This is a genomic window from Olivibacter sp. XZL3, from assembly GCF_004368405.1.
GTDB lineage: Bacteria > Bacteroidota > Bacteroidia > Sphingobacteriales > Sphingobacteriaceae > Olivibacter.
In genome coordinates, this window is record NZ_SBJH01000026.1 from 123099 (window position 1) to 146174 (window position 23076).

Annotated in this window: 20 protein-coding genes and 1 tRNA gene; 11 read left to right on the forward strand and 10 right to left on the reverse strand. The window is 40.2% G+C overall.

All coding sequences use genetic code 11. From position 1 onward, the window contains the following. Positions 1 to 74: 74 nt before the first annotated feature. Positions 75 to 1058 (forward strand): pyruvate dehydrogenase complex E1 component subunit beta, encoded by a 984-nt coding sequence (locus EPX21_RS07230; RefSeq protein WP_134088998.1) that lies wholly within the window; start codon positions 75 to 77, stop codon positions 1056 to 1058. Between the two features lie 235 nt (positions 1059 to 1293). Here EPX21_RS07230 and EPX21_RS07235 read toward each other — a convergent pair whose 3' ends face one another. From EPX21_RS07235 to EPX21_RS07245, 3 genes are all read right to left on the reverse strand, one after another. Further along, positions 1294 to 1767: an Lrp/AsnC ligand binding domain-containing protein gene (locus tag EPX21_RS07235; RefSeq protein ID WP_134088999.1), complete on the reverse strand. Its 474-nt coding sequence runs from the start codon at positions 1765 to 1767 to the stop codon at positions 1294 to 1296. 617 nt (positions 1768 to 2384) lie between these two features. Beyond that, the gene (locus tag EPX21_RS07240) at positions 2385 to 2873 is read right to left on the reverse strand and encodes a hypothetical protein (protein ID WP_134089000.1); all 489 of its coding nucleotides are present in this window, start codon (positions 2871 to 2873) and stop codon (positions 2385 to 2387) included. Positions 2874 to 3127: 254 nt separating this feature from the next. Next, on the reverse strand, positions 3128 to 3640 hold the full coding sequence (locus tag EPX21_RS07245) for a DUF2911 domain-containing protein (RefSeq protein WP_134089001.1): 513 nt from the start codon (positions 3638 to 3640) through the stop codon (positions 3128 to 3130). Between the two features lie 146 nt (positions 3641 to 3786). On the opposite strand from EPX21_RS07245, the gene hisS reads away from it, so the two are divergent. Continuing rightward, positions 3787 to 5157: a histidine--tRNA ligase gene (hisS, locus tag EPX21_RS07250; RefSeq protein WP_134089002.1), complete on the forward strand. Its 1371-nt coding sequence runs from the start codon at positions 3787 to 3789 to the stop codon at positions 5155 to 5157. A 107-nt stretch (positions 5158 to 5264) separates the two neighbouring features. Here hisS and EPX21_RS07255 read toward each other — a convergent pair whose 3' ends face one another. Next, entirely contained in the window at positions 5265 to 6065 is an 801-nt protein-coding gene (locus tag EPX21_RS07255) for a phosphatidate cytidylyltransferase (protein WP_134089003.1), read from the reverse strand. 8 nt (positions 6066 to 6073) lie between these two features. After that, positions 6074 to 6952, reverse strand: coding sequence for a CPBP family intramembrane glutamic endopeptidase (locus EPX21_RS07260; RefSeq protein ID WP_134089004.1), 879 nt, complete (start codon positions 6950 to 6952; stop codon positions 6074 to 6076). 90 nt (positions 6953 to 7042) lie between these two features. On the opposite strand from EPX21_RS07260, the gene dusB reads away from it, so the two are divergent. The 5 genes from dusB to EPX21_RS07285 all read left to right on the forward strand — a co-directional run bounded on the left by dusB (position 7043) and on the right by EPX21_RS07285 (position 14229). Beyond that, positions 7043 to 8044, forward strand: coding sequence for a tRNA dihydrouridine synthase DusB (gene dusB, locus EPX21_RS07265; RefSeq protein WP_134089005.1), 1002 nt, complete (start codon positions 7043 to 7045; stop codon positions 8042 to 8044). Between the two features lie 73 nt (positions 8045 to 8117). After that, positions 8118 to 8504, forward strand: coding sequence for a Co2+/Mg2+ efflux protein ApaG (apaG, locus tag EPX21_RS07270; RefSeq protein WP_134089006.1), 387 nt, complete (start codon positions 8118 to 8120; stop codon positions 8502 to 8504). 173 nt (positions 8505 to 8677) lie between these two features. After that, positions 8678 to 10534, forward strand: a complete 1857-nt coding sequence (locus EPX21_RS07275; protein ID WP_134089007.1) for an ABC-F family ATP-binding cassette domain-containing protein — start codon at positions 8678 to 8680, stop codon at positions 10532 to 10534. 47 nt (positions 10535 to 10581) lie between these two features. Then, positions 10582 to 12441: a tRNA uridine-5-carboxymethylaminomethyl(34) synthesis enzyme MnmG gene (mnmG, locus tag EPX21_RS07280; protein ID WP_134089008.1), complete on the forward strand. Its 1860-nt coding sequence runs from the start codon at positions 10582 to 10584 to the stop codon at positions 12439 to 12441. 123 nt (positions 12442 to 12564) lie between these two features. Continuing rightward, positions 12565 to 14229 (forward strand): Ig-like domain-containing protein, encoded by a 1665-nt coding sequence (locus EPX21_RS07285; RefSeq protein ID WP_240768572.1) that lies wholly within the window; start codon positions 12565 to 12567, stop codon positions 14227 to 14229. On the opposite strand, the gene EPX21_RS07290 is transcribed toward EPX21_RS07285, so the two are convergent. Together EPX21_RS07290 and nadB are read right to left on the reverse strand one after the other, a co-directional pair. Further along, a complete protein-coding gene (locus EPX21_RS07290; RefSeq protein WP_134089010.1) occupies positions 14207 to 14722 on the reverse strand; it encodes a gamma carbonic anhydrase family protein in 516 nt (171 codons plus the stop codon). The genes EPX21_RS07285 and EPX21_RS07290 overlap by 23 nt on opposite strands. 12 nt (positions 14723 to 14734) lie before the next feature. Beyond that, the gene (nadB, locus tag EPX21_RS07295; RefSeq protein ID WP_134089011.1) at positions 14735 to 16321 is read right to left on the reverse strand and encodes an L-aspartate oxidase; all 1587 of its coding nucleotides are present in this window, start codon (positions 16319 to 16321) and stop codon (positions 14735 to 14737) included. A gap of 477 nt (positions 16322 to 16798) precedes the next feature. Here nadB and nadA point away from each other — a divergent pair, with 477 nt between their 5' ends. Beyond that, on the forward strand, positions 16799 to 17794 hold the full coding sequence (gene nadA / locus EPX21_RS07300) for a quinolinate synthase NadA (protein WP_134089012.1): 996 nt from the start codon (positions 16799 to 16801) through the stop codon (positions 17792 to 17794). A 31-nt stretch (positions 17795 to 17825) separates the two neighbouring features. Next, the gene (gene thiL / locus EPX21_RS07305; protein ID WP_134089013.1) at positions 17826 to 18863 is read left to right on the forward strand and encodes a thiamine-phosphate kinase; all 1038 of its coding nucleotides are present in this window, start codon (positions 17826 to 17828) and stop codon (positions 18861 to 18863) included. Positions 18864 to 18933: 70 nt separating this feature from the next. Here thiL and rmuC read toward each other — a convergent pair whose 3' ends face one another. Next, the gene (gene rmuC / locus EPX21_RS07310; RefSeq protein ID WP_134089014.1) at positions 18934 to 20274 is read right to left on the reverse strand and encodes a DNA recombination protein RmuC; all 1341 of its coding nucleotides are present in this window, start codon (positions 20272 to 20274) and stop codon (positions 18934 to 18936) included. A 262-nt stretch (positions 20275 to 20536) separates the two neighbouring features. On the opposite strand from rmuC, the gene EPX21_RS07315 reads away from it, so the two are divergent. Beyond that, positions 20537 to 21229: a zinc metallopeptidase gene (locus EPX21_RS07315; protein ID WP_134089015.1), complete on the forward strand. Its 693-nt coding sequence runs from the start codon at positions 20537 to 20539 to the stop codon at positions 21227 to 21229. A gap of 50 nt (positions 21230 to 21279) precedes the next feature. Here EPX21_RS07315 and ybeY read toward each other — a convergent pair whose 3' ends face one another. Next, a complete protein-coding gene (gene ybeY / locus EPX21_RS07320; protein ID WP_134089016.1) occupies positions 21280 to 21714 on the reverse strand; it encodes an rRNA maturation RNase YbeY in 435 nt (144 codons plus the stop codon). Between the two features lie 471 nt (positions 21715 to 22185). On the opposite strand from ybeY, the gene EPX21_RS07325 reads away from it, so the two are divergent. Continuing rightward, positions 22186 to 22259, forward strand: a tRNA-Pro gene (locus EPX21_RS07325). 254 nt (positions 22260 to 22513) lie between these two features. Here EPX21_RS07325 and EPX21_RS07330 read toward each other — a convergent pair. Next, a complete protein-coding gene (locus tag EPX21_RS07330; RefSeq protein ID WP_134089017.1) occupies positions 22514 to 23014 on the reverse strand; it encodes a hypothetical protein in 501 nt (166 codons plus the stop codon). Positions 23015 to 23076: the final 62 nt, after the last annotated feature.

Below are 23076 nucleotides of genomic sequence, written 5' to 3' on the forward strand. Positions count from 1 at the left end.
TTTACTTCATATTTTCAGTTTTTTAAACTACTTTTGCGTACAAAATTTGATTTAAACTACATTACTTATATCTAATGAGAGAAATACAGTTCAGAGAAGCACTTCGTGAGGCTATGGTCGAAGAAATGCGCAAAGACGACAAAATTTTCTTGATGGGCGAAGAAGTTGCCGAATACAATGGTGCCTACAAAGTGAGCCAAGGCATGCTTGACGAGTTCGGGGCTAAACGTGTTATCGACACTCCAATTGCTGAATTAGGCTTTGCTGGTATTGGTATTGGAGCAGCGATGAAAGGATTAAAACCAATCATTGAATTCATGACTTTCAACTTTTCGTTGGTAGCTATCGACCAAATTATCAATGGCGCCGCGAAAATCCATTCGATGAGTGGTGGCCAGTATTCCTGCCCCATTGTGTTTAGAGGGCCAACAGGAAATGCAGGCCAATTAGGCGCTCAGCACTCACAGAACTTTGAAAACTGGTACGCGAACACCCCTGGATTGAAAGTTGTCGTTCCTTCCAATCCGCACGATGCAAAAGGTCTGTTAAAGCAATCTATTTTAGATCCTGATCCCGTTATTTTCATGGAATCAGAAGTAATGTATGGCGACAAAGGAGAAGTTCCTGAAGAAGAGTATTACTTGGAACTTGGAAAAGCACATAAAATTCAAGAGGGTACAGATGTGACCATCGTTTCTTTCGGTAAAATGATTCCTCGCGTAGTTAAACCTGCTGTGGAAGAACTGGAAAAGGATGGTATCTCGGTGGATTTATTAGACTTAAGAACGGTTCGCCCAATTGATTACGCCGCTATTATCGAATCGGTTAAAAAGACCAATCGCCTTGTTATCGTTGAAGAAGCATGGCCTTTGGCTTCCATTTCCTCGGAAATAGCTTTCAATGTTCAGAAAAACGCTTTTGACTATTTGGATGCTCCGGTAATCCGGGTTACTTCAGCAGACGTACCCCTTCCATATGCACCAACACTCATAGAATCCGCTTTACCTAGCATCAAAAAGATTGTTAATGCGGTAAAAGAAGTCTCTTACGTAAAGTAAAAAGATCCAAAATGTAGATAAAGCCTGTCATAAAATATGATAGGCTTTTTTATTGTCCGTTACCTCAGTTTCAACTGAAATAAATTCAAGTCTTTGCTCGTTGTCGAAACAGACAACCCGGGTTGCGAGAGAGCCGCTGTTCAACTGGGTGCACATGAAAAGTAGTACCTCCTGGAAGTAAAAAGTCCGTACTTCCTAGACGCAGTTTACGCTTACTTTATCGCAAAAAAACAGGTTACAATAAGGAAATCTGACGCTTAATACTCTCTTCAAGCGAAATAATGGTTTCTGTTCTGGCAATTCCTTTAATAGCCTGTATGTCTTCATTCAAAACATGACGCAAATGATTCGTATCTCTACATATAATTTTAGCAAACATGCTATATTGACCCGTACAATAGTGCAATTCTACCACTTCTTTTACCTCTTTTAATTGTTCTACCGCATTTTTATACTGCGAACCCTTCTCTAAATAGATACCTAGGAAGGCACATATATCAAATCCGATAGATTGCGGGTTTATAATTAGATTAGAACCACGAATTATCCCCAATTCTTCCATTTTTTTCATGCGAACATGAATAGTTCCGCCAGAAACTACCAACTTTTTCGCTATTTCTGTATAAGGAACCGAGGCATCATTCATTAAAATAGACAAAATCTGTGTATCGAGGTTATCAAGTTCTAAAAATTGAGACTTTTTTTCCATTTTTTTTGACGTTTTATAAATTATAGACTGATTATTTTAATATTTTAACAAAAATGAACTTTTTTAATAAAAATTTGACAACTATTATGAAGTTTTATTATGTTTGTATTAACAAAAGGCGGAAGTTATTGAAGAATCAAAATTTCAAAAACCGGCAAACTTTTGTTTTGGATTTGCCCCTCAGTTTAATATAGGTTTATAATTGGTTAGCGTTGAAGCTCCTCTCCCAAAGGAGCTTCTTCTTTTTTTTTAAAATTAACATCCTATCCCGAAATATCACCATACTAAATATCTAATTCTTAATTGAATGCCTATATTTTAAAAATTTTTTCAAAAATAGCGAGTTTTTTTCTCATTCCCAGAAATTTTTTAACCTTTTATTTGCTATTAGGCCGTAAGCGGTATGGTTTAAGCCTTAGGCTGAAAGCAAGATGCCATAAGCTTTAGGCCGTTAACTGGTAAGGGGATAGAAAATAATAGGGAGTAGGGAGTAGGTTTTAGGCTGTATGTATGCTGTAAGCCTTAAGCTGGAAGCACGATGCTATAAGCTTTAGGCTTTAAGCCGTAGGCAGTAAGCACTGTTCATGAAGCAGAACCGTTCCAAAGAACAAAACGGCCTAGGCTTGCGGACGCTGCAATCGGCAGCCGGGCTGTTCCATGAGGCATTTCCGGCGAAGCCTGCGAGGAATCAGCAAAAGAGAAACGAAGCGAGGGCCACCGCCAAAGAGTGGCTTCTTTTGCGTCCGGACAGCCGGCAACGAATTGCAAGGGAGTAAGCCAGCCAAGCACCTTGCTCCACTTGGGTGCGTCCAAGTGGAAATGAGTTTTACGTTATAGGCTGTAAGCATTAGGCCGTAGGCAGTAAGCTCCGTTCGATCAAGCAGAACCGTTCCGAAGCACAAAAAACGGCCTAGGCTTGCGGACGCAGCAATCGGCAGCCGGGCTGTCCTAATACGTATTTCCGGCGAAGCCTGCGAGAAATCAGCAAAAGAGAAACAAAGCGAGGGCAACCGCCAAAGAGCGGCTTCTTTTGCGTCCGGACAGCCGGCAACGAATTGCAAGGGAGTAAGCCAGCCAAGCACCTTGCTCCACTTGGGTGCGTCCAAGTGGAAATGAGTTTTAAGCTTTAGGCTGTTAGCTGGTAGGGTGATAGAAAGTTAATAGGAAGTAGTGAATAGGTTTTGGGCTGTATGCTGTAAGCAGTATGCCATAAGCTTTAGGCTTTAAGCCGTAGGCAGTAAGCTTCGTTCAATCAAGCAGAACCGTTCCAAAGAACAAAAAACGGCTTTTTTGAAATAGTTGAACCGATAACCCGGTTCTTATTTCAAAAAAGCCTACTTTAAATTGAATCCTTGTTTGTTTACTTAACTGTAAAGCCAATTTTATAGGTGCCCCACATTAAATCCACTCTTCCATTGTCCGCAACAGTAATAGTAAACTGTTCTACTGAATCACTATTCTCTTCCGTCGCCACATCAACGCGAAGTGCGTCTTCCTTTTCATCATATTCCGTTCCCCATTTTTTCCAAACGTTGTTAAAGATAATGGTTGAACTACGCTCATCCGGTATCGTATGCAAACTGTACTTTCCTGCTTTCAACGGTTTCCCATCGATCGTGACATCTTTGTTCACTTCAAAGGTAGTAGCCTCATTAGCACCCGTTCGCCAAACCTTTCCTATCGGTGCAATATCTTGCCCTACCATCCTGCCCTTTACAGAAGGCCTGCTATAATTAATTGAAATGGTGACCCCGGATGTGGTGGTTACGCTCACACTGTCGGGTGGGCTGGGGCGCTTACTTTTGTCTTGTTGCGCCTGCGCTCCCATACCAATAAGTAGCATCAAAGCGCCAATAACTAGCATTTTTTTCATGATTTAATGGATAAGTAATAAAGGTGAATTTAAGACCTGAAGTTAAAACATTTCTGTCAGATTTTTGTTTCACGTATCTGTGTTTTTATACCTTATTCTATCAAAAAGCAATCCTAACTGATTAAAAATTTATCTAAGTTTGTGCCATGGCACAAATAAAACCCTCTTTAGCAAAAGGCACCCGCGATTTTTCTCCCTTGGAAATGGAGAAAAGAAATTACATTTTCGATACGATTAAGACTGTTTTTAAGAAATACGGATACCAAGAAATCCAAACGCCATCTTTTGAAAATCTACAAACTTTAACCGGCAAATACGGCGATGAGGGCGATAAATTAATTTTTAAGATTCTTAACTCGGGTGACTTTATCGCCAAGATAAGTCCAGAGAAATACACAACGCTGAACGCCAACTCCCTAACTCCCCTCATCGCCGAAAAGGCATTGCGGTATGATTTAACTGTACCTTTCGCCAGATATGTCGTCATGCATCAAAACGATATCACCTTACCTTTTAAACGTTTTCAAATCCAGCCGGTCTGGAGGGCTGATAGACCGCAGAAAGGCAGATATAGAGAATTTTACCAATGTGACGTAGATGTCGTAGGATCCGAAAGCCTATTGAATGAGGCCGAGTTTATACTCATCTATAAAGAAGCTTTAACCAATTTAGGTCTGAGAGATTTTACCATCAAACTGAATAACAGGAAATTATTGGCTGGCATAGCCGACATTATAGGAAAACCGGATCTGTTAATAGACATGACCGTTGCAATTGACAAACTTGATAAAATTGGCTTGGACGGGGTTAAAAAAGAGTTAATAAGCAAAGGTTTTGATGATGCAGACCTTGCCAAACTTGATCCTATCATCTCTCTATCGGGAAGCAATTCCGATAAATTGGCGACATTGAAACAAGTATTAAAGGATTCCGAAGTAGGACAAAAAGGGCTCGAAGAAGTGGATATGGTGCTTACCTATGTAAGTAAATTGGAAGCGCCGGCACTGGATAATGTCGAAGTTGATATTACCCTCGCTAGAGGTTTGAACTATTACACCGGAAGCATATTTGAGGTAAAAACCAACGAGGTGGCTATGGGTAGTATCGGCGGCGGCGGAAGATACGATGATTTAACCGGCATGTTCGGTTTAAAAGGCCTAACAGGCGTGGGTATATCTTTTGGTGCTGATCGCATTTACGACGTATTGTCGGAATTAAACTTGTTTCCGGAAAGCACAACCAAGGGTACGCAGGTTTTATTGACCAACTTCGATCAATCCGCTGAAGACTTCGCGCTGCAATTACTTCACTCGTTTAGAAGAAAGGGCATTGCTTCGGAGTTTTATCCCACTACAGCCAAACTGAAAAAACAACTGTCGTACGCCGACCAAAAGAAAATTCCATATGTAGTCATGTTAGGTACAGAAGAGGTCTCATCCGGTGTGCTGACCCTTAAAAACATGACTACCGGCGAACAGCAAAAAATGAGCAAAGAAGAGCTTCTCAATATATTCTAAATCAGCCGTTCCTGCCGAAAGGATCAACAATATAAAAGCCTCATTATTGATCCTTTCGTTTTAATTCCTAACGCGTAATCTGGGTTTAATGATGTTAACAATGCGGGTCAAATAACCAATTTTAGAAAACAGTACACCAAAGGCGCTGCCACCAGCAGTCCATCGAACCTATCTAATAAGCCCCCGTGGCCCGGCAATAAAGACCCTGAGTCTTTAACGTCAAAACTGCGCTTGAGCATCGATTCCGTTAAATCGCCCAAGGTGCCGAAAACGGAAATGATAATAGCGATTGTACACCATTTCCAAGCAGCTAAATCCACCGAGTAACGGTGTAAAATGAGGCTCACAATAACGCTTAACAACATACCTCCAATGAAACCTTCCCATGTCTTTTTTGGCGAATGCCTCTCGAACAACTTCGTTCTTCCGAACTTTCTTCCAACTAAATAAGCACCCGTATCACTTGCCCACAGCATAAATAAAAATGACATCGGAAGGTAGTAGTTATATCCCCCCTGTAAAAAACCCAAGCCAAAGAAGAATATAAAGGGCAATACCGCATAAACTACGCCTAAAAATGTGAGCGCTATATTATAAAAAGGTTGCTCATTTCTCCTATACAACTCGCGGATATAGACGAATACAACAAAAGGTACAGCTAGGAGCCAGGCGACAACATCTGTTAAAGCCAGAGACGATAATGCAATCGGTACAAATACAGCCGCCCCTAATAGAATTCCGCCAAGGTGATCCGGCTTTGCTTCTTCTTTACCAACCAATCTGTAAAATTCAGACAGACTAAGAAGAGCTAAAACGATAAAAAAGATACTGAATGTATAAGCACCAAAAAGCACCGATGCCAACATTACTAAAACAAAGAAAAAACCTGTTATTGCGCGCGTTTTCATATTAAAAATTAATTGTTTGAAAGCTTGGCTTGTCGCTTATAAAAATATAATACCGACAAACCTGCGAGCAAACTGACAATTGCCCATGGCCATTCATTAAGCTGAAAAGTGAAGGAATCTAATGATTTACCCGATCGTGTAAGATAAAAAGACAGAAGAACCGCGGAGGCATTGTTGATAAAGTGGGCAAAAATAGGCAACCAAATGCTACGCCCAAAGAAATATAAGTATCCACAAAGTGCTCCAATCAGCATCCTCGGTAAAAATCCATAAAACTGCAAGTGGATCGCACTAAAAATAACGGCAGTCAACCATATCGCTATATGGGGGTTCCTTATCCATTTTATGAGTATATTTTGCAGACAGCCCCTAAATAACAATTCTTCCCCTACGGCAGCTAAAACGCCTATCATAAAAATGTTTATAAACAAGCCCGCAACGGACTGGCGCGATAGGAAAGCGTGCGTCAAAACGTTTGTCTCGTCTTCCTTCCGACGCATCCATTGTTCAATACCCTTCATAAAATCCGGAAGATGCATCTGTTCATTCAGCAAAATCGTTAATTCAAAAAAAGGGTATAACGCCAACATTAACAAAAATATCAAGGCATATAGTTTAGCATCCGTAGGGAAAGACAGTGTGAAATACGGCTTGCTATTCTTCTCTATACGGTTTAATAGCAAAGCCGGCACTACAAAAGTGCCCGTCGCTGAAAAAATCTGCGAGACGCTGATAAAATTCAATTCATCCTCTGTCAAGTTGCTGAAACCCTTGTATCCAATCTGCATTACATCGCTACCAAAGATCAACATGCCAACTCCTAAACCCAACAAACTGAAAACGATAGCGGAAAACAATACCGTAATCAGCAAGTAAAGAAAAGACATACTGGGATGATTATCAGACCGATTATAGGGGTAAGCACTCAATTTTTTATATTTTTGCAAATTATTAAAATAATCGGTTGAATATAGGTAATGTCTGTCAAGATCGGAAATAATATTGATTTAGGAGCTTTTCCCTTGTTACTTGCTCCAATGGAAGACGTCAGCGATCCTCCATTCAGGTACGTATGCAAACAAAATGGCGTAGATATGATGTATACCGAATTCATATCTTCGGAGGGACTCATCAGGCATGCGGCAAAAAGCACGCAAAAGCTTGACATTTTTGAATACGAGCGTCCCATAGGTATACAGATCTTCGGCAGTGATATAAAAAGCATGGAAGAAGCAACGGAGATTGCTACCTTGGCAAAACCCGACTTAATAGATATAAATTACGGCTGTCCGGTAAAGAACGTGGCCTGTAGGGGAGCGGGAGCAAGTTTGCTGCAAGACATCGACAAGATGGTTGCCATGACTAAAGCGGTCGTTAATGCCACTCACTTGCCGGTTACCGTAAAAACCAGACTGGGTTGGGACGACCACACGAAAAATGTTTATGAAGTTGCCGAACGCTTACAAGATATCGGTATTAAGGCGCTTAGCATACATGGCCGTACACGCGCCCAGATGTATAAAGGAAATGCCGATTGGTCATTGATTAAGAAGGTGAAGAAAAATCCTAGGATTCATATCCCTATATTCGGAAATGGAGACGTTGATAGCGTGGAGAAAGCGGCTGCCTGGCGTTTGGAATACGAGGTAGATGGCATTATGATCGGTAGGGCGTCCATAGGCTACCCCTGGATATTCCGTGAGATAAAACATTTCTTTCAAACCGGTACCCGATTGGAAGGCCCTACTATAAAGGAAAGAGTAGAGGTATGTAAAACGCATCTCATAAAATCTGTAGAGTGGAAAGGTCAAAAAACGGGCATCTTTGAAATGAGGAGACACTATGCCAACTACTTTAAAGGAATCCCGAATTTTAAGGAGTACCGCATGAAGTTGGTAAGTCTCGAGCGTATGGAGCACATAGAAGAAGTTTTGGATGAAATAGCATATCGTTTTAACGAGGTAATAGTAGCGACCTAGATGAACAAAAATTGGTAATTAAGTATTTCTGTTTTATTCGGTCATTTCCTATATTGCTTCAAATTAAATAACAATGGTTACTGAAATTACTGAAGGTGTTAAAGTTTCGGTAGAGGCAATATACCAGCCGGAATATTCAAATCCGGAAAATGAGCATTTTATGTTCGCTTATAAAATCACTATTGAAAACATGAGCGACTACCCTGTTCAATTGTTGCGAAGACACTGGTTTATATTCGACTCGAACGGAACACATAGAGAAGTAGAAGGCGAAGGAGTAATTGGCCAGCAACCGCTCATTGCTCCGGGTGAGCGTTATGAATACGTATCAGGATGTAATTTAAAAAGCGACATGGGAAGTATGGAAGGAAGTTATCAGATGTTGAGGGAAATTGATGGAGCCCTGTTCGATGTAGTCATTCCGAAATTCCAATTGATACCCGATCACAAGCTTAATTAGCACAATCATCTTGCATATTACCCGCCAATTAACATATATTACTTAACTTTGCGAGTTAAATTGAGTTTACGGTAATAAGGCGTGTTGTCCAAGTGGAAAATTAACATAAGTAATTATAAAACAGACACTTATACAAAAATCTTATCGTAGCACGTTAAAATAAATTTTATAGCTTGAGCATTTTATCAACAGAACGCATTAGCCATTCCTTTGGCGATCGATGGCTTTTTAAAGATCTGACCTTTGGCATTCAAAAAGGGGACAGGGTGGCCCTCGTTGGCATTAACGGAACGGGAAAATCTACGCTTTTAAAGATATTAGCAGGTAAAATCGTTCCCTTCGAAGGGAAAGTGGTAAGTACGAAAGAGCTCCGTATCGGCTATTTAGAACAGGAACCCGATTTTTCGAATACATTCCTTGTATCTGATTTTATATATAATATCGATAATGAGGTTCAACAGCTTATTAAGGAGTACGACCAACTTATACAAGATGAATCAAGCGATCAGTTACGGGTACAGGAATTGGTAGAACTTCTAACCATTAAAGATGCTTGGAACTTCGAAAATAATATTAGGACTATATTAAGCCAGTTAGGCATAACGAACCTAGACCAACGTATAGAGAGTTTATCAGGTGGACAGAAAAAGCGATTGTCGTTAGCGAAACTACTCATTGATGATCCAGATCTATATATACTGGATGAACCCACTAACCATCTGGATATAGAAACTATCGAATGGCTGGAAAATCTGCTGGTAACCGGGCAGAAAACCATTATCTTCGTTACACACGACCGTTACTTTCTGGATAATATCTGCACGGAAATTAAAGAACTCCACCAGGGAGCTTTTTACACATATAAAGGCAAGTACGGCTACTTTTTGGAAAAGAAAGCGGAACGCGAGTCATCAGATGCGGCGTCCCTAGAAAAAAACAAAAATCTTTTACGAAAGGAGCTGGAGTGGATGCGCAGACAGCCAAAAGCTCGTGGTACTAAATCAAAAGCACGTATTGATGCCTTTTACGGATTAGAGGAAAAAACAAAGCTTAACCAGAAACAAGACACCATTACGCTCGATGTAAAGCTCAGCAGGCAGGGAAATAAAATTCTAGAACTAGAGAATGTTAGTAAAACCTTTGGCGAGAAGTCGGTTATCAACAATTTTTCTTACACCTTTAAGAAAGGAGATCGTATCGGAATAGCTGGTAAGAACGGAAGCGGAAAATCTACTTTTCTTAACCTGATAACCGGACAACTAGCTCCAGACGAAGGTAAAGTCAGGGTTGGCGAGACAACAGTTTATGGTTATTATAAACAAGGAGGCCTGGATTTCAGTAATACACAGCGCGTAATCGACGTAGTAAAAGAAGTAGCGGAGTATATTACAACCAGCAAAGGAGAGACGATCACAGCATCGCAGCTGCTGACCCATTTTCTTTTCACACCTGAGAAACAATTCAATTTAGTTGAAAAATTAAGCGGAGGAGAAAAGAAAAGACTACAGTTAATGCGTGTCCTAATAAAGAATCCAAACTTCTTAATCTTAGACGAACCAACGAACGATCTGGATATAGATACCTTAAATGTACTGGAAAACTTTCTAGAAAATTACCAAGGCGTTTTATTACTTGTTTCGCACGATAGGTTTTTAATAGATAAGTTAACGGATCAATTATTCGTTTTTCAACCAAACAAACCGGTAAGAATTTACAATGGAAACTATACAGACTACAGACAAGAGCAAGAAAGTGAACTGAAGGTAAAAAAGACAGAGACAAAAAAAGCTACGCTACCTGTAGAAAAATCAATACAAAAACCCAAGCTCTCGTTTAAAGAACAAAAAGAGTTCGAAAAATTAGATAGCGAAATAACCGAGCTGGAATCTGTAATAAAAAACAAAACGAACGAAATGTTGCAAACAACAGATCATACTCAACTTTCAACATACGCTAAAGAGATAGAAGAATTAAACATGCGTCTGGAGGAGAAAAGTAATCGTTGGTTAGAATTAGGAGAGTTAATATAAAGTTCCACGTGAAACGTCCGCGTTCCACGTGGAACATACATAAAAATATGTTTTCGAGATATAATATTATTGTGGTAGGAGCAGGCCACGCTGGGTGCGAAGCAGCCGCAGCTGCAGCTAACTTAGGATCAAAAGTTCTATTGATTACCATGAATATGGGAACAATCGCTCAAATGAGTTGCAATCCTGCGATGGGGGGCGTCGCAAAAGGGCAGATTGTTCGCGAAATAGACGCTATGGGGGGCTATTCTGGAATAATAGCGGATAAAACAACTATTCAATTCAGAATGCTAAATCTATCGAAAGGACCCGCTATGTGGAGTCCTCGTTCCCAAAACGATCGGATGCGCTTCGCGGAGGAGTGGAGACTCCAATTAGAGAATCTGCCTAATATAGACTTCTGGCAAGATACAGTTAAAGAGGTTATTGTTAAAAACGGTGCAGCGAACGGAGTCGTGACTTCACTCGGCGTTACCATCGAATCTGATGCTGTTATATTAACCAACGGTACATTCCTTAACGGAATTATTCACATCGGAGAAAAAAAGTTTGGCGGAGGCCGAACTGCAGAAAAGGCCGCTACGGGATTAACTGAACAACTTGTATCCTTAGGATTCGAATCCGGACGAATGAAAACCGGTACACCTCCACGTGTTGATGGCAGAACCCTCGATTATACTAAAATGGAAGAGCAGTGGGGAGATGAAAAAAGAGGCAAATTCTCTTTCGAAAGCATCGACCTGCCACAAGAACAACGCTGTTGTTGGATTACTTATACTAATAATAACGTACACGAAACATTAAAAGAAGGATTCGAAAAATCGCCGATGTTCGCTGGACGAATAAAAGGACTGGGTCCCCGTTATTGTCCTTCCATCGAAGATAAAATAAACCGATTTGCAGAACGAGACCGCCACCAAATATTTGTGGAACCGGAAGGTTGGAAAACCAACGAAATTTATGTCAATGGCTTTTCTACCTCTTTGCCTGAGGATATTCAGCTAAAAGCATTACATCAAATTCCGGGTTTTGAACAAGCAAAAATGTTCAGACCTGGATATGCTATTGAATATGACTATTTTCCTCCTGTCCAACTGGATCTAACACTAGAAACAAAGCGCGTTAAAAATCTATTTTTCGCCGGCCAGATAAACGGAACCACCGGTTACGAAGAAGCGGCTAGCCAAGGCCTGATCGCCGGTATTAACGCGCACCAACGGATTAATGATTTACATGAAGTCATACTTAAACGCTCGGAATCTTATATCGGTGTACTAATAGACGACTTGGTAACTAAAGGTACTGAAGAACCATATCGCATGTTCACTTCGAGGGCGGAACACCGACTCCTCCTTCGCCAGGATAATGCGGATGTACGACTGACACCGCTAGCACATCGATTAGGCTTAGCGAGCGATCAGGCTTTAGCCCGCGTAAACAACAAAATACGTGAATCAGATGAGATAGTAGATTATCTACGGAAAACATCCGTTGAAGCGGCTAGGATCAATCCTATATTGGAAACCTTAGATTCCAGTCCACTTTCCCAAAACGTGAAGATGTTTAACGTATTAAGTCGACCACAAGTCAACATTCGGCATCTGGCAAAAGCCAACGACCACCTCAATACCTTACTAAGTAGCTATAGCGAGGACATTATAGAACAAGCCGAAATAAAAGTTAAATACGACAGCTATTTCGAAAAAGAAATAGAAATTGTAAGCAAGATGAAAAAGATGGAGGATAAAGAGATCAATCCGGATTTCGACTACAATAAGCTCATCTCTTTATCGAAAGAGGCACGGGAAAAACTGATTAAGATTAAACCCCGAACACTCGGTCAAGCATCGCGAATTTCCGGTGTTTCTCCGGCTGATGTAAGCGTTCTCATGGTCTATATGTCATAAAATATATAAATACCTGATTTACAACTTGTTAATATAAATCAAAATAAAGAGATAGGAGACACTTTTTTTAAAAAGACAATGCTGATATCCAAAAAATACAAAAATAGCTTAAACAGCTTTAAAATGGCTTTAAAAATAAAACACCTAATTTTTGCTATTTTTATAGGATCACTTTTGTTCAATACGCATTGCGCAAGCGTTCAACAGCCTATGGGTGGCCCGAAAGATAGTATTCCTCCCAAAATATTAAATGAAACGCCTGCTAATCTTACGAGTAACTTTAAATCAAAAGAAGTGGTAATAGAATTCGACGAATTCATTAAGCTACAAAATGAGTTCAAAGAAATCAGCGTAACCCCTGATATGGAAAAGCTACCGCTTTATCAAATAAAAAAGAGGTCGCTCGTCATTACCTTGCCGGATACTTTAGAAGAAAATACCACCTATACAATAAATTTCGGGAAAGCTATTGGCGACTACAACGAAGGGAACCCTTTGTTGAACTATAGCTATGTGTTTGCAACCGGCGATCAAATAGATTCCCTAAACGTGTCGGGAACGGTCACAAATGCACTCACTTTGGAAAAGGAAAAAGAGACTACCGTCATGTTGATACCGACGCGGCAGGACTCTATATTCGGTAAACGCAAAGCTAACATCTTTACTCTCACCGACTCCGCTGGCAACTTCACCATCCGAAATTTAAAAGAAGACACGTACCGAATTTACGCACTTAAAGAAAAAGACGACAATCGGATTTTTAATGGCAGCGACGAAGAAATCGGTTTCTTGCCAGATTCTTTTCTGCTGAATAAAGACACCAGTAATATCAAACTGGCAACATCAAGACCTGTGCCTAAAACGCTTCGTCTACTAGATCGAAAAATAGAAAAGAACGGTACGGTCACATTCGTTTTCAACCGTCCATTGATACAACCGGAACTGGAGGTTGTTTCTCCAAGTTCCTTAAACGAGAACAAAATTGTCAATTACAACAGATCTGGAGATAGTGTATCCATGTGGCTAAGCGAAATGACTTTCGATTCCTTAAAGGTACATATAAAAGAATCCAATGAGCTATTGGACTCAACTACGATCCGCCGAAGTAAAAATGAGAAATACGACCGCGACCTGATCATCACAGATAATATAAACAGCCAAAAAGTGAATAGGGTCAAACACATCGTTCTAAACAGTACAGCACCTATAAAATCCTTTAATAAGCAAAACATCCTATTAACAGAAGACTCCATTCCTAGAAACAATTATCAGCTAATACAAGATACCAGTAGCAATCAAGCTTACCTCATCCGCTATAATTGGCGTCCTAAACGTAATTACCAACTGGAACTGAAAGAAAATGCTTTTCAAGGTTATTTCGGGGAGAAATCGAAAGCCGTAACCAGAACCTTCACCTTGGACGAAACCGAAAATTTCGGCGATATCATCCTTAAAATAAATGTACCCGATACAATCCAAAATCAGTACCTGGTACAAATAACAAACGATAAAAAAGATAATCTATTTCTTTCCCAACCTATCAGCAAGTCTGAACGCTTGGTATTCAAGCAGTTCCCGGGGGGTAAATATTTAATTAGAATTGTATATGATGCCAATAAAAATGGTAAGTGGGATCCGGCGGATGTCGAAAACAAAATCCTACCGGAAAAAGTATGGTATCATAGTAAAAACATTACGGTTAGACCAAACTGGGAACAAGAAGAAGTAATTGATATTCCTATGGAACAAACGCCCACCGATACGTCTAATCCACCCCAAACCAACTAGCATATAAGACGTAATTGTGCGGTAATTTATCTAATAAAGACCGCTGCTCCGTTGTTAAGGGCTTTATCTTCTTTGCAGGAACACCGGCGTACAAGAAACCGCTTTCACATACGGTATTCTCCAAAACCACAGCGCCAGCTGCAATAATCACATATTCCTCTACAACCGCTCGGTCCATCACTATTGCGCCCATCCCAACGAGTGAATGATCTTTCAGCGTACAGCCATGCACCAAAGCATTATGACCAATATTCACAAAATTACCTATATCCGTTCCGTTTTTAAGATAGGTACCGTGTATAACCACCCCATCCTGTATATTCGTATAATCGCCTATCTTGATGTAATTAACATCGCCACGGACCACGGCATTAAACCAAACAGAACAATACCTACCAATCGATACGTCACCTACAATGGTCGCATTTTCAGCGATAAACGTTTCTTCACCTATAAACGGCTTCTTATTCAAAACAGCTTTTATTAAGGCCATAACTTCCCTTTTTTAAAAAATAGTATCAACAAGTTCCTTCGCATGATGTGGATAGTCGGTTGTAAAATGCAATCCTCTGCTTTCCTTCCTGGCCATAGCAGATTTAATCACTATATAAGAAACCTGAATCACGTTTCTTAATTCACATAGTTTGACCGATAACTTGGTATTTTTGTAAAAATCCTCCGTCTCTTCGTAAAGCAACTTCAATCGACGCATAGCACGCTCTAACCGGAAATCCGAACGTACTATCCCCACATAATCGCTCATCACCTTCTGGGTTTCGCGCAAATTATGAGTCACCAAAATATCCTCATTCGATAAATGGGTATCCGTATCATCCCAGTCCGGTATCCCCTCCGGTATTTTTATGTCCTTATAAACACCAACAGCATGTTCAAATATCCGATGTGCATAAATCAATGCCTCTAATAAAGAATTGGATGCCAATCGATTAGCACCATGCAAACCGGTAGATGCACATTCGCCGCAAGCATAGAGATTCTTAATAGACGATAAACCGTCGGTATTTACCATAATACCTCCGCATAAATAATGAGCCGCAGGTGTCACCGGGATATAGTCTCGAGTTAAATCAATACCAATACTCAAGCATTTCGCATAGATATTAGGAAAATGTTTAAGCAATTCCCCTTTATCGCGATGGGTTATATCCAAATAAACAAAATCATCACCAGACCGCTTCATTTCATTATCAATTGCACGCGCAACAATATCACGAGGCGCTAAAGAACCTCGTTCATCATATTCGTACATAAACTCCTCACCATTCCGTCTCCGCAGCACCCCACCGAAACCCCGTAATGCTTCCGAAATTAAAAAAGACGGGTATTCACCTGGATTATACAACGACGTAGGATGGAACTGAATAAACTCCATATTGCGCACCTTTCCCTTCGCCCGGTATACCATCGCTATTCCGTCGCCCGTAGCTATTACCGGATTGGTAGTAGAAGAATAAATATGACCGGCTCCTCCGGATGCCATCACCGTTATTTTACTCAGAATCTTCTCCACGACGTTAGTGAGCGTATTCAAGGCGTAAATGCCGTAACAAGTGATATCATCGCTCGTCTTGTTAACAAACAAACCCAAATGGTGTTGTGTAATCAGGTCAACCGCAAAATAATGAGTCAATATCGTGATGTTCTCCGATTGATGGACCTGCTCCAACAGCGCCCGTTCGATCTCGAATCCGGTAACATCCTTATAATGTAAAATGCGGTGTTCCGAGTGTCCTCCTTCACGTGCCAAGTCGTAATTGCCTTTAGTCACCTCGTCAAAATGGGTTCCATACTGAATAATCTCCTTGATCCTATCCGGCCCCTCTTTCACCACGTTTTCCACAACCGTTCGATCACATAGACCATCACCAGCAACCAGAGTATCAGCGATATGCTTCTCAAAGCTATCAGACTTATCCACAACCACCGCTACACCGCCCTGCGCATACTTCGTATTCGACTCGTCCTCATTCGATTTTGTAACTATCAGAACCTTACCATACTTAGCAGCTTTTAAAGCGAAACTTAAACCGGCAATACCTGAACCTACAACCAAGAAATCAACATTTACCATCTTGAAAAATTAATCTATTGAAATCTGCCGCACAAACGGTGGAAAAACATGTTAAATATGTGGATTTTTTTGTAAAAAGTAAGTGGAATAAAAAGAATAACTCGTTAATATCTCCTTATCCACAACATTCGATAAACTTTTCAAAGAATTCTCCCGCTCCGACCGCCGACTTCTTAACTCATTTCCTCCCTAAAAAGAACCCACAAAAAAATATGGAAAGAAAAAGCCCGATAAAAAGTTGGCTTTGTAAATCAAAGCTTTACCTTCTCAATCATGTTGAAAAGCTGTGGATAAAAACAGAGATTCAAATAAAACAAGAAAAATAAGTACCGATTTCTTCACAATACTAACACACTAATAAACGATAAGAAGATTTTATATAAAAAGAATTATTGTTTTTATTGAAAAGTGGAAAAGCGGTGAAAATTCAATTTCATTTTCTTTGCGTACATTTGTGTAGTGAAATAGGCTCAGAAAATGGAAAACTATACGGAACAACTAGCAGCTAAAGGCTATATAGAGGAAACGATAGATCCTCGGTTGGACTTGGTACAAGAGATTAATCGACTTAAAAAAGAAAAGAACGCGGTAATCTTGGCTCATTATTATCAAGATCCCGAAATTCAGGACATAGCTGATTATATCGGAGATAGTTTGGGCCTTTCACAGGAAGCTGCAAAAACGGATGCATCGATTATCGTTTTTGCCGGTGTTCACTTTATGGCGGAAACAGCGAAAATTCTATCGCCCACAAAAAAGGTATTGTTGCCCGATTTGAAAGCCGGCTGCAGCTTATCCGACAGTTGTCCACCCCATTTGTTTGCGAAGTTCAAGGAACAGTATCCTGACCATCTCGTTATCACTTATGTAAACTGCACGGCCGAACTAAAGGCATTAAGCGACATAGTTTGTACCTCCTCGAACGCGGTTCAAATTGTGGATAGCTTGCCAAGAGATCAGAAAATTATTTTCGGACCCGACAAAAATTTGGGCGACTATGTAAAACGTAAAACCGGACGCGATTTAGTGCTTTGGAATGGGGCCTGCATGGTACATGAGATATTCTCTCAAGAGAAGATCGATCGTTTAAGGGCGCAATATCCAGGTGCCAAATTCATTGCCCACCCGGAATGTGAAGAACATATTTTGAGGCAGGCTGATTATATTGGATCCACAACAGGGTTGTTGAAATATACGATCCAAAACGACGCTGATACCTATATTGTGGCAACGGAGTCGGGTATTATCCACCAAATGCAAAAGGCTAATCCGGAAAAAACGTTTATACCGGCTCCGCCAAACAACGCTTGTGCCTGCAATGATTGTCCACATATGAAGTTGAATACCTTGGAAAAACTCTATAATGCCATCAAGTTCGAGCTTCCGGAAATCGATCTTCCTATGGATGTCATTAACAGAGCCCGTAGACCAATAGAACGTATGCTTGAAATATCAGCACAATTCGGACTTTAGCATAAAGACTTATTAACATTAGTGATTATACATGTTTGATAATAAAGAGAATACCGGTTTAGAAAAGTTGGGTGAATTCGGGCTGATTGATTTAATCAGTAAATCAATTGAGCTTAAGGAGGCGTCCACGATTAAGGGAATAGGGGATGACGCGGCTGTTATCCAGCATGAAGGAAAACAGACGCTTATATCGACCGATTTGTTGCTGGAAGGTGTACATTTCGATTTGCGGTATGTACCACTTAAACACTTGGGTTACAAAGCTGTGCAGGTAAATTTAAGTGATATTTACGCGATGAACGGTATCGCCTCACAGATCACGTTTTCTATAGGTTTGTCGAGCAAGTTTCCGCTTGAAGCTGTTGAAGAGCTCTATGCAGGTGCTATTTTGGCCTGTAAAAAGTATGATGTAGATCTGATAGGAGGAGATACTTCTTCTTCTAAACAGGGACTGGTTATAAGCGTTACCAGTATAGGTTATGCAGATCCCGTTAGCGTTACATACAGAAACGGGGCAGGAGAAGGCGATTTAATATGTGTTTCCGGCGACCTCGGTGGCGCTTATGTAGGTTTGCAGCTATTGGAAAGAGAGAAGCAGATATTTTTGGAAAACCCGAACATCCAGCCGGATTTAGAAGGAAAGGATTATATTGTGGAAAGACAGTTGAAACCCGAAGCAAGGCGCGATGTTGTTCAGTTACTAAAAGATCTTCAGATAAAACCTACGTCGATGATTGATGTTTCTGACGGACTGGCGTCGGAAATCTTACACATTTGTCGGCAGTCTTCAAAAGGCTGTAGGTTGTATGAAGAAAAAATTCCGATCGACCAGATGACTTATGATACGGCCCGTGAGTTCGGACTTGATCCGACTGTTTGTGCCCTCAGTGGCGGAGAAGATTATGAGCTGCTATTTACGATTAAACAGGCCGACTACGAGAAAATTAAGGGCGATTTAGATATTAGTGTCATAGGCCATATCATGGAGGAGTCCGCAGGATGTAACTTGGTGTCAAAAAGTGGCAATTTGCATCCCATCACGGCCCAAGGGTGGAATGCATTTAATTAATAGTTTTTTTAGTTGATCCCCTTTTTAATAGAGATGATAATGAAGACTAATCGGTTTCACGTGAAACTGATTAGTCTTCAATGAGTTTCTCTTCATCAAACAAGGTGATATCAATCTGTTTGCTCGCTTTCGCGCCCAATCTTTTTAATTTCTCAACCTTAGAGATTACGCTGCCCTTTCCAGTTTCGAGCTTCTTTCTCGCGTCTTCATGCGTTCTGGCCAGTATGGTGATTTGTTTATCTATTTTGTCCATGTCCTCTGTAAAGCCGACGAATTTATCGTATAACGCCCCGGCTTCCCTCGCTATCTCTAATACATTGCGTGTTTGGCGCTCTTGCTTCCAGATACTCGCGATGGTTCGAAGGGTTGCCAATAGGGTGGAAGGGCTTACGATCACGACGCGTTTGTCCCAAGCATCACTAAACAATTCACTATCTATCGTAATCGACATACTGAAAGCAGATTCTATAGGCATGAACAGTAAGACGAAATCAGGAGAATTGATTTTATATAGATCTTGGTAGTTTTTCCGGGAAAGTTCAGTCACATGGTTTTTTATCGAATTAATATGCTGTTTGGCAAACACTTCTCTCTCCTCATCAATATCCGCATTTACCCATCGCTCATAAGCGATCAACGATACCTTTGCATCGATTACTAAATGCTTTTCATCCGGTAGATCAATGATAACATCGGGCTGCATTCGTTTGCCATCCGCTGTATGAAAGCTAGCCTGCAAGCGGTACTCATTGCCTTTAACCAATCCTGATCGTTCAAGTACGCGTTCCAGTACCACTTCACCCCAATTACCCTGCTTTTTTTGATCGCCCTTGAGTGCGCGGGTTAAATTAATCGCTTCATCTTTAATAAGCTGGCTTTGTTCCATCAGCTGCATCACAACACCCTTCAGTGAATTTCGCTCTGCAGCTTCGTGGCTATAAGTCTTTTCAACTTTCTCTTCAAAGCTTTTGATATTTTGTTTCAACGGATCCAAAAGCTGATTGATGGTTTTATGGTTAGTTTCTGTAAACTTTAGCGTTTTTTCCTCCAGTATTTTATTGGCGATCAATTCAAACTCTTTATTAAACTGCCCTTTTATTGTAGCGATCTCTAATTTTTGCTCATTCAGCTTTTCCTGTTGCGATTCGAAATAAGCATTTAAGCTTTCGATAGTGCGCTCAGCAGCGGCGGCCTTTTCACGTTCCGTTTTAACTTCGTTCAATAGACGTTCGTTTTCCAGTCGATAACTCGCTGCCTGTTGTTCGGCCTTTGCAATCTTAATGAGAAGCTCATCACGCTCTTTCTGAGCGTCGGTGGATCCATCGACACTTGGTTGATTGGTACGTTGTGTGAGTTTGTACAGAAAGAAAAGCAGCACTATTAATAAAACGACTATTAACAAATTTTCCATATTGGTTGTTTTGCACAAAGGTAGACAGAAAAATTGATTCGGCTATAAGGCAGGTCCTATTTGATAAAGTCGCTATTTGGTCGGATAAATTGTCAGTACCATTCAGTATAAGGTTGATATATTGGCAGATAGTGTCAGTTGTTTTAATTTGACTCTAATTTTTGTGTAGTAATTTTACCAGAAAATACCTATATTAGTTAGAAAACCAAAATCGAGAAATATCGGTATACGGTTTGATGTAAATCAGTAAATAGTAAAAGAAATGGCAGGAGAATATTTGTTATTAATTGGTATTGCAGTTATAAGTTTTATTGTTCAGTGGCGCTTCAAGAGCAAGTTTAAGGAACATTCCGAAACGCCATTAAGCAGCGGTATGTCTGGCAGAGACATAGCTGAGAAAATGTTGCACGACAATAACATTTATGACGTGAAGGTCGTTTCTGTAGAGGGTAGATTAACAGACCACTACAATCCGGCAGACAAGACGGTGAACCTAAGTCCGGAGGTATACAGTGGACGAAGCGTTGCCTCGGCGGCCGTGGCAGCGCATGAGTGTGGCCACGCGGTACAGCACGCCAAAGCATATTCTTGGCTACAATTCCGATCGGCTATGGTGCCCGTGGTTAATGTAGCTTCTACATTGACTTCCTGGACGTTGATGATCGGTGTCATGTTGGCGATCTTTTCGGGTAACATTGTTGTGCTCGCTGTAGGGGTTGCAGCATTGGCCTTGGTTACGCTGTTCAGCTTTGTCACTTTACCGGTTGAATTCGACGCCTCTAACAGGGCATTAGCTTGGTTAGAAGCAAATAAAGGTATTATGGCGAGCAGGCAAGAGCATGATGGCGCGAAAAATGCCTTATGGTGGGCAGCAATGACGTATGTGGTAGCCGCTTTATCATCGTTGGCAACCTTGGTATATTATGCCAGTATTTTGTTAAGATCCAGAGACTAAAAAAGGGACATAGACTAGCAAGAGGGATCTATTTAGATCCCTTTTCTTTTTTATACAAAGGCTCTTTTAGATAGGTATTCATTCTCTTTTTCTGTCATCAACTTTTTGTCATCAGCTTTTTTATCGAGATAACCACATAGGTGTAAAACCCCATGGATAATAACGCGGTGTAGTTCATCGATTTCCGGGACAGCAAATTTATGTGCATTTTCTTTAGTCCTTTCTACACTGATAAAAATATCACCTGCAATCCATTCATCGTCCTCGCTATTGTCAAATGTAATGATATCGGTGTAGGTATCATGGTCTAAATACTCCACATTAATTTTGTGCAGGTATTCGTCAGAACAGAAAATAAAGCTTATTTCACCCAGCTTAAAGCCTTCCCCAGTAATAGTATCTTTTATCCACTGCTTTATCGCTAGCTTGTTTTTTAGCGTGTATTGTGTGTCCTCGGTAAAGAAATTTATTTTAGAAGCGGGCATATCTGTTTTTATTACAAAGGTACAATCTTTGGCATGTAAAAAACGGAGGATCATTGAGATAATCGCTGATTTAAGAGAAGGAGCTTTCTGTATAATGCCCTGTAACACTATTATGTCTAAAACATATAACAAATACTGATAAAACTAATAATGAACTTATACAAATCATAGAGTTGAACGTAATTTATCCGTAAATATACCGTAAATTCATCGTATATTTTACGACAAATTTACGGTCATTTTACGGCACATTTACGGTAAATCTTGGGATGTATCTATATTTTAATTAACTTCTTTATCTTTTTTATGGGTGTTTCATAGGGAGAATGGGGTAACTTTAGGTTAGCAGTGGTAACTTAATTGAAAGCTATTCAATGAAGTGAATAGTTATTTGCTCAAATACGAAAGGTGGAAAGGCTATAAAAATTGCGATTTCGGTATTTTTTATATAAGTTTGTCATCCAAAAAATTCGGGATGTAGCGTAGCCCGGTATCGCGCCAGCATGGGGTGCTGGAGGTCGTCGGTTCAAATCCGGCCATCCCGACTTTTAATAAAATAACCTGCTGATTTTCAGTAGGTTATTTTGTTTTCCGGACAATATGCGGACAGAAATACGTGGACTTTATATTTATGATAAGTTGTATAAAGATAGCATATTCTTTCTACGCAGGGAAGTGGGACTTTCTTTCAGAACATATTAGCTACTTTTAAACTGAATATTTTTAAGAGAAAAGCCACATTTTTTGGTTTATATAATGATGTTAAAATACTGTCCACTAAAATAAACTATATTTGCAGTTATTTTTCCTTTAAGTATTCATCTGGAAAAGACAGAATAACTTCTTGAGCGATTTGTCTGATAGTCGCTATTAACGGACTAAATGTATAGGTAATTCCTCCTTTTACGAAGACTATACCTGATGTTTGCCCTGACTTAATCGTGTAAAACTCATTTTTTACCTCTGAATCAACATGACCGCCCCCATCTTTATTTGCAACATACAAAACTATATCCCTTCTCGTGAAATCATGTCCATTGCTGTCTGTTAAAATTATCTCTTGGTTCCACCAATATTCAAAAGATACTATTTCATTTCTAGGTATCAGCTTACCAGGCACAAATACGGGATTAGGATCCACCTGCGCCAGAATGCTGGCTAGTCCATAGAACGATTTTATAATGTTACCTTTAATTTTCTTTCCTGAGGTAGATGTCATTTTATGATCCGACAGCTGCAACTGGTGTATTAAAGAATGTGAATTTGATGTTTGGTGAAACAACTGGATATACTGGCGCATACTGACCCCTCAAAATTGAATTAGATTTAGGGGTGTTTATTGCGTTTAAAGCCCATATCCGC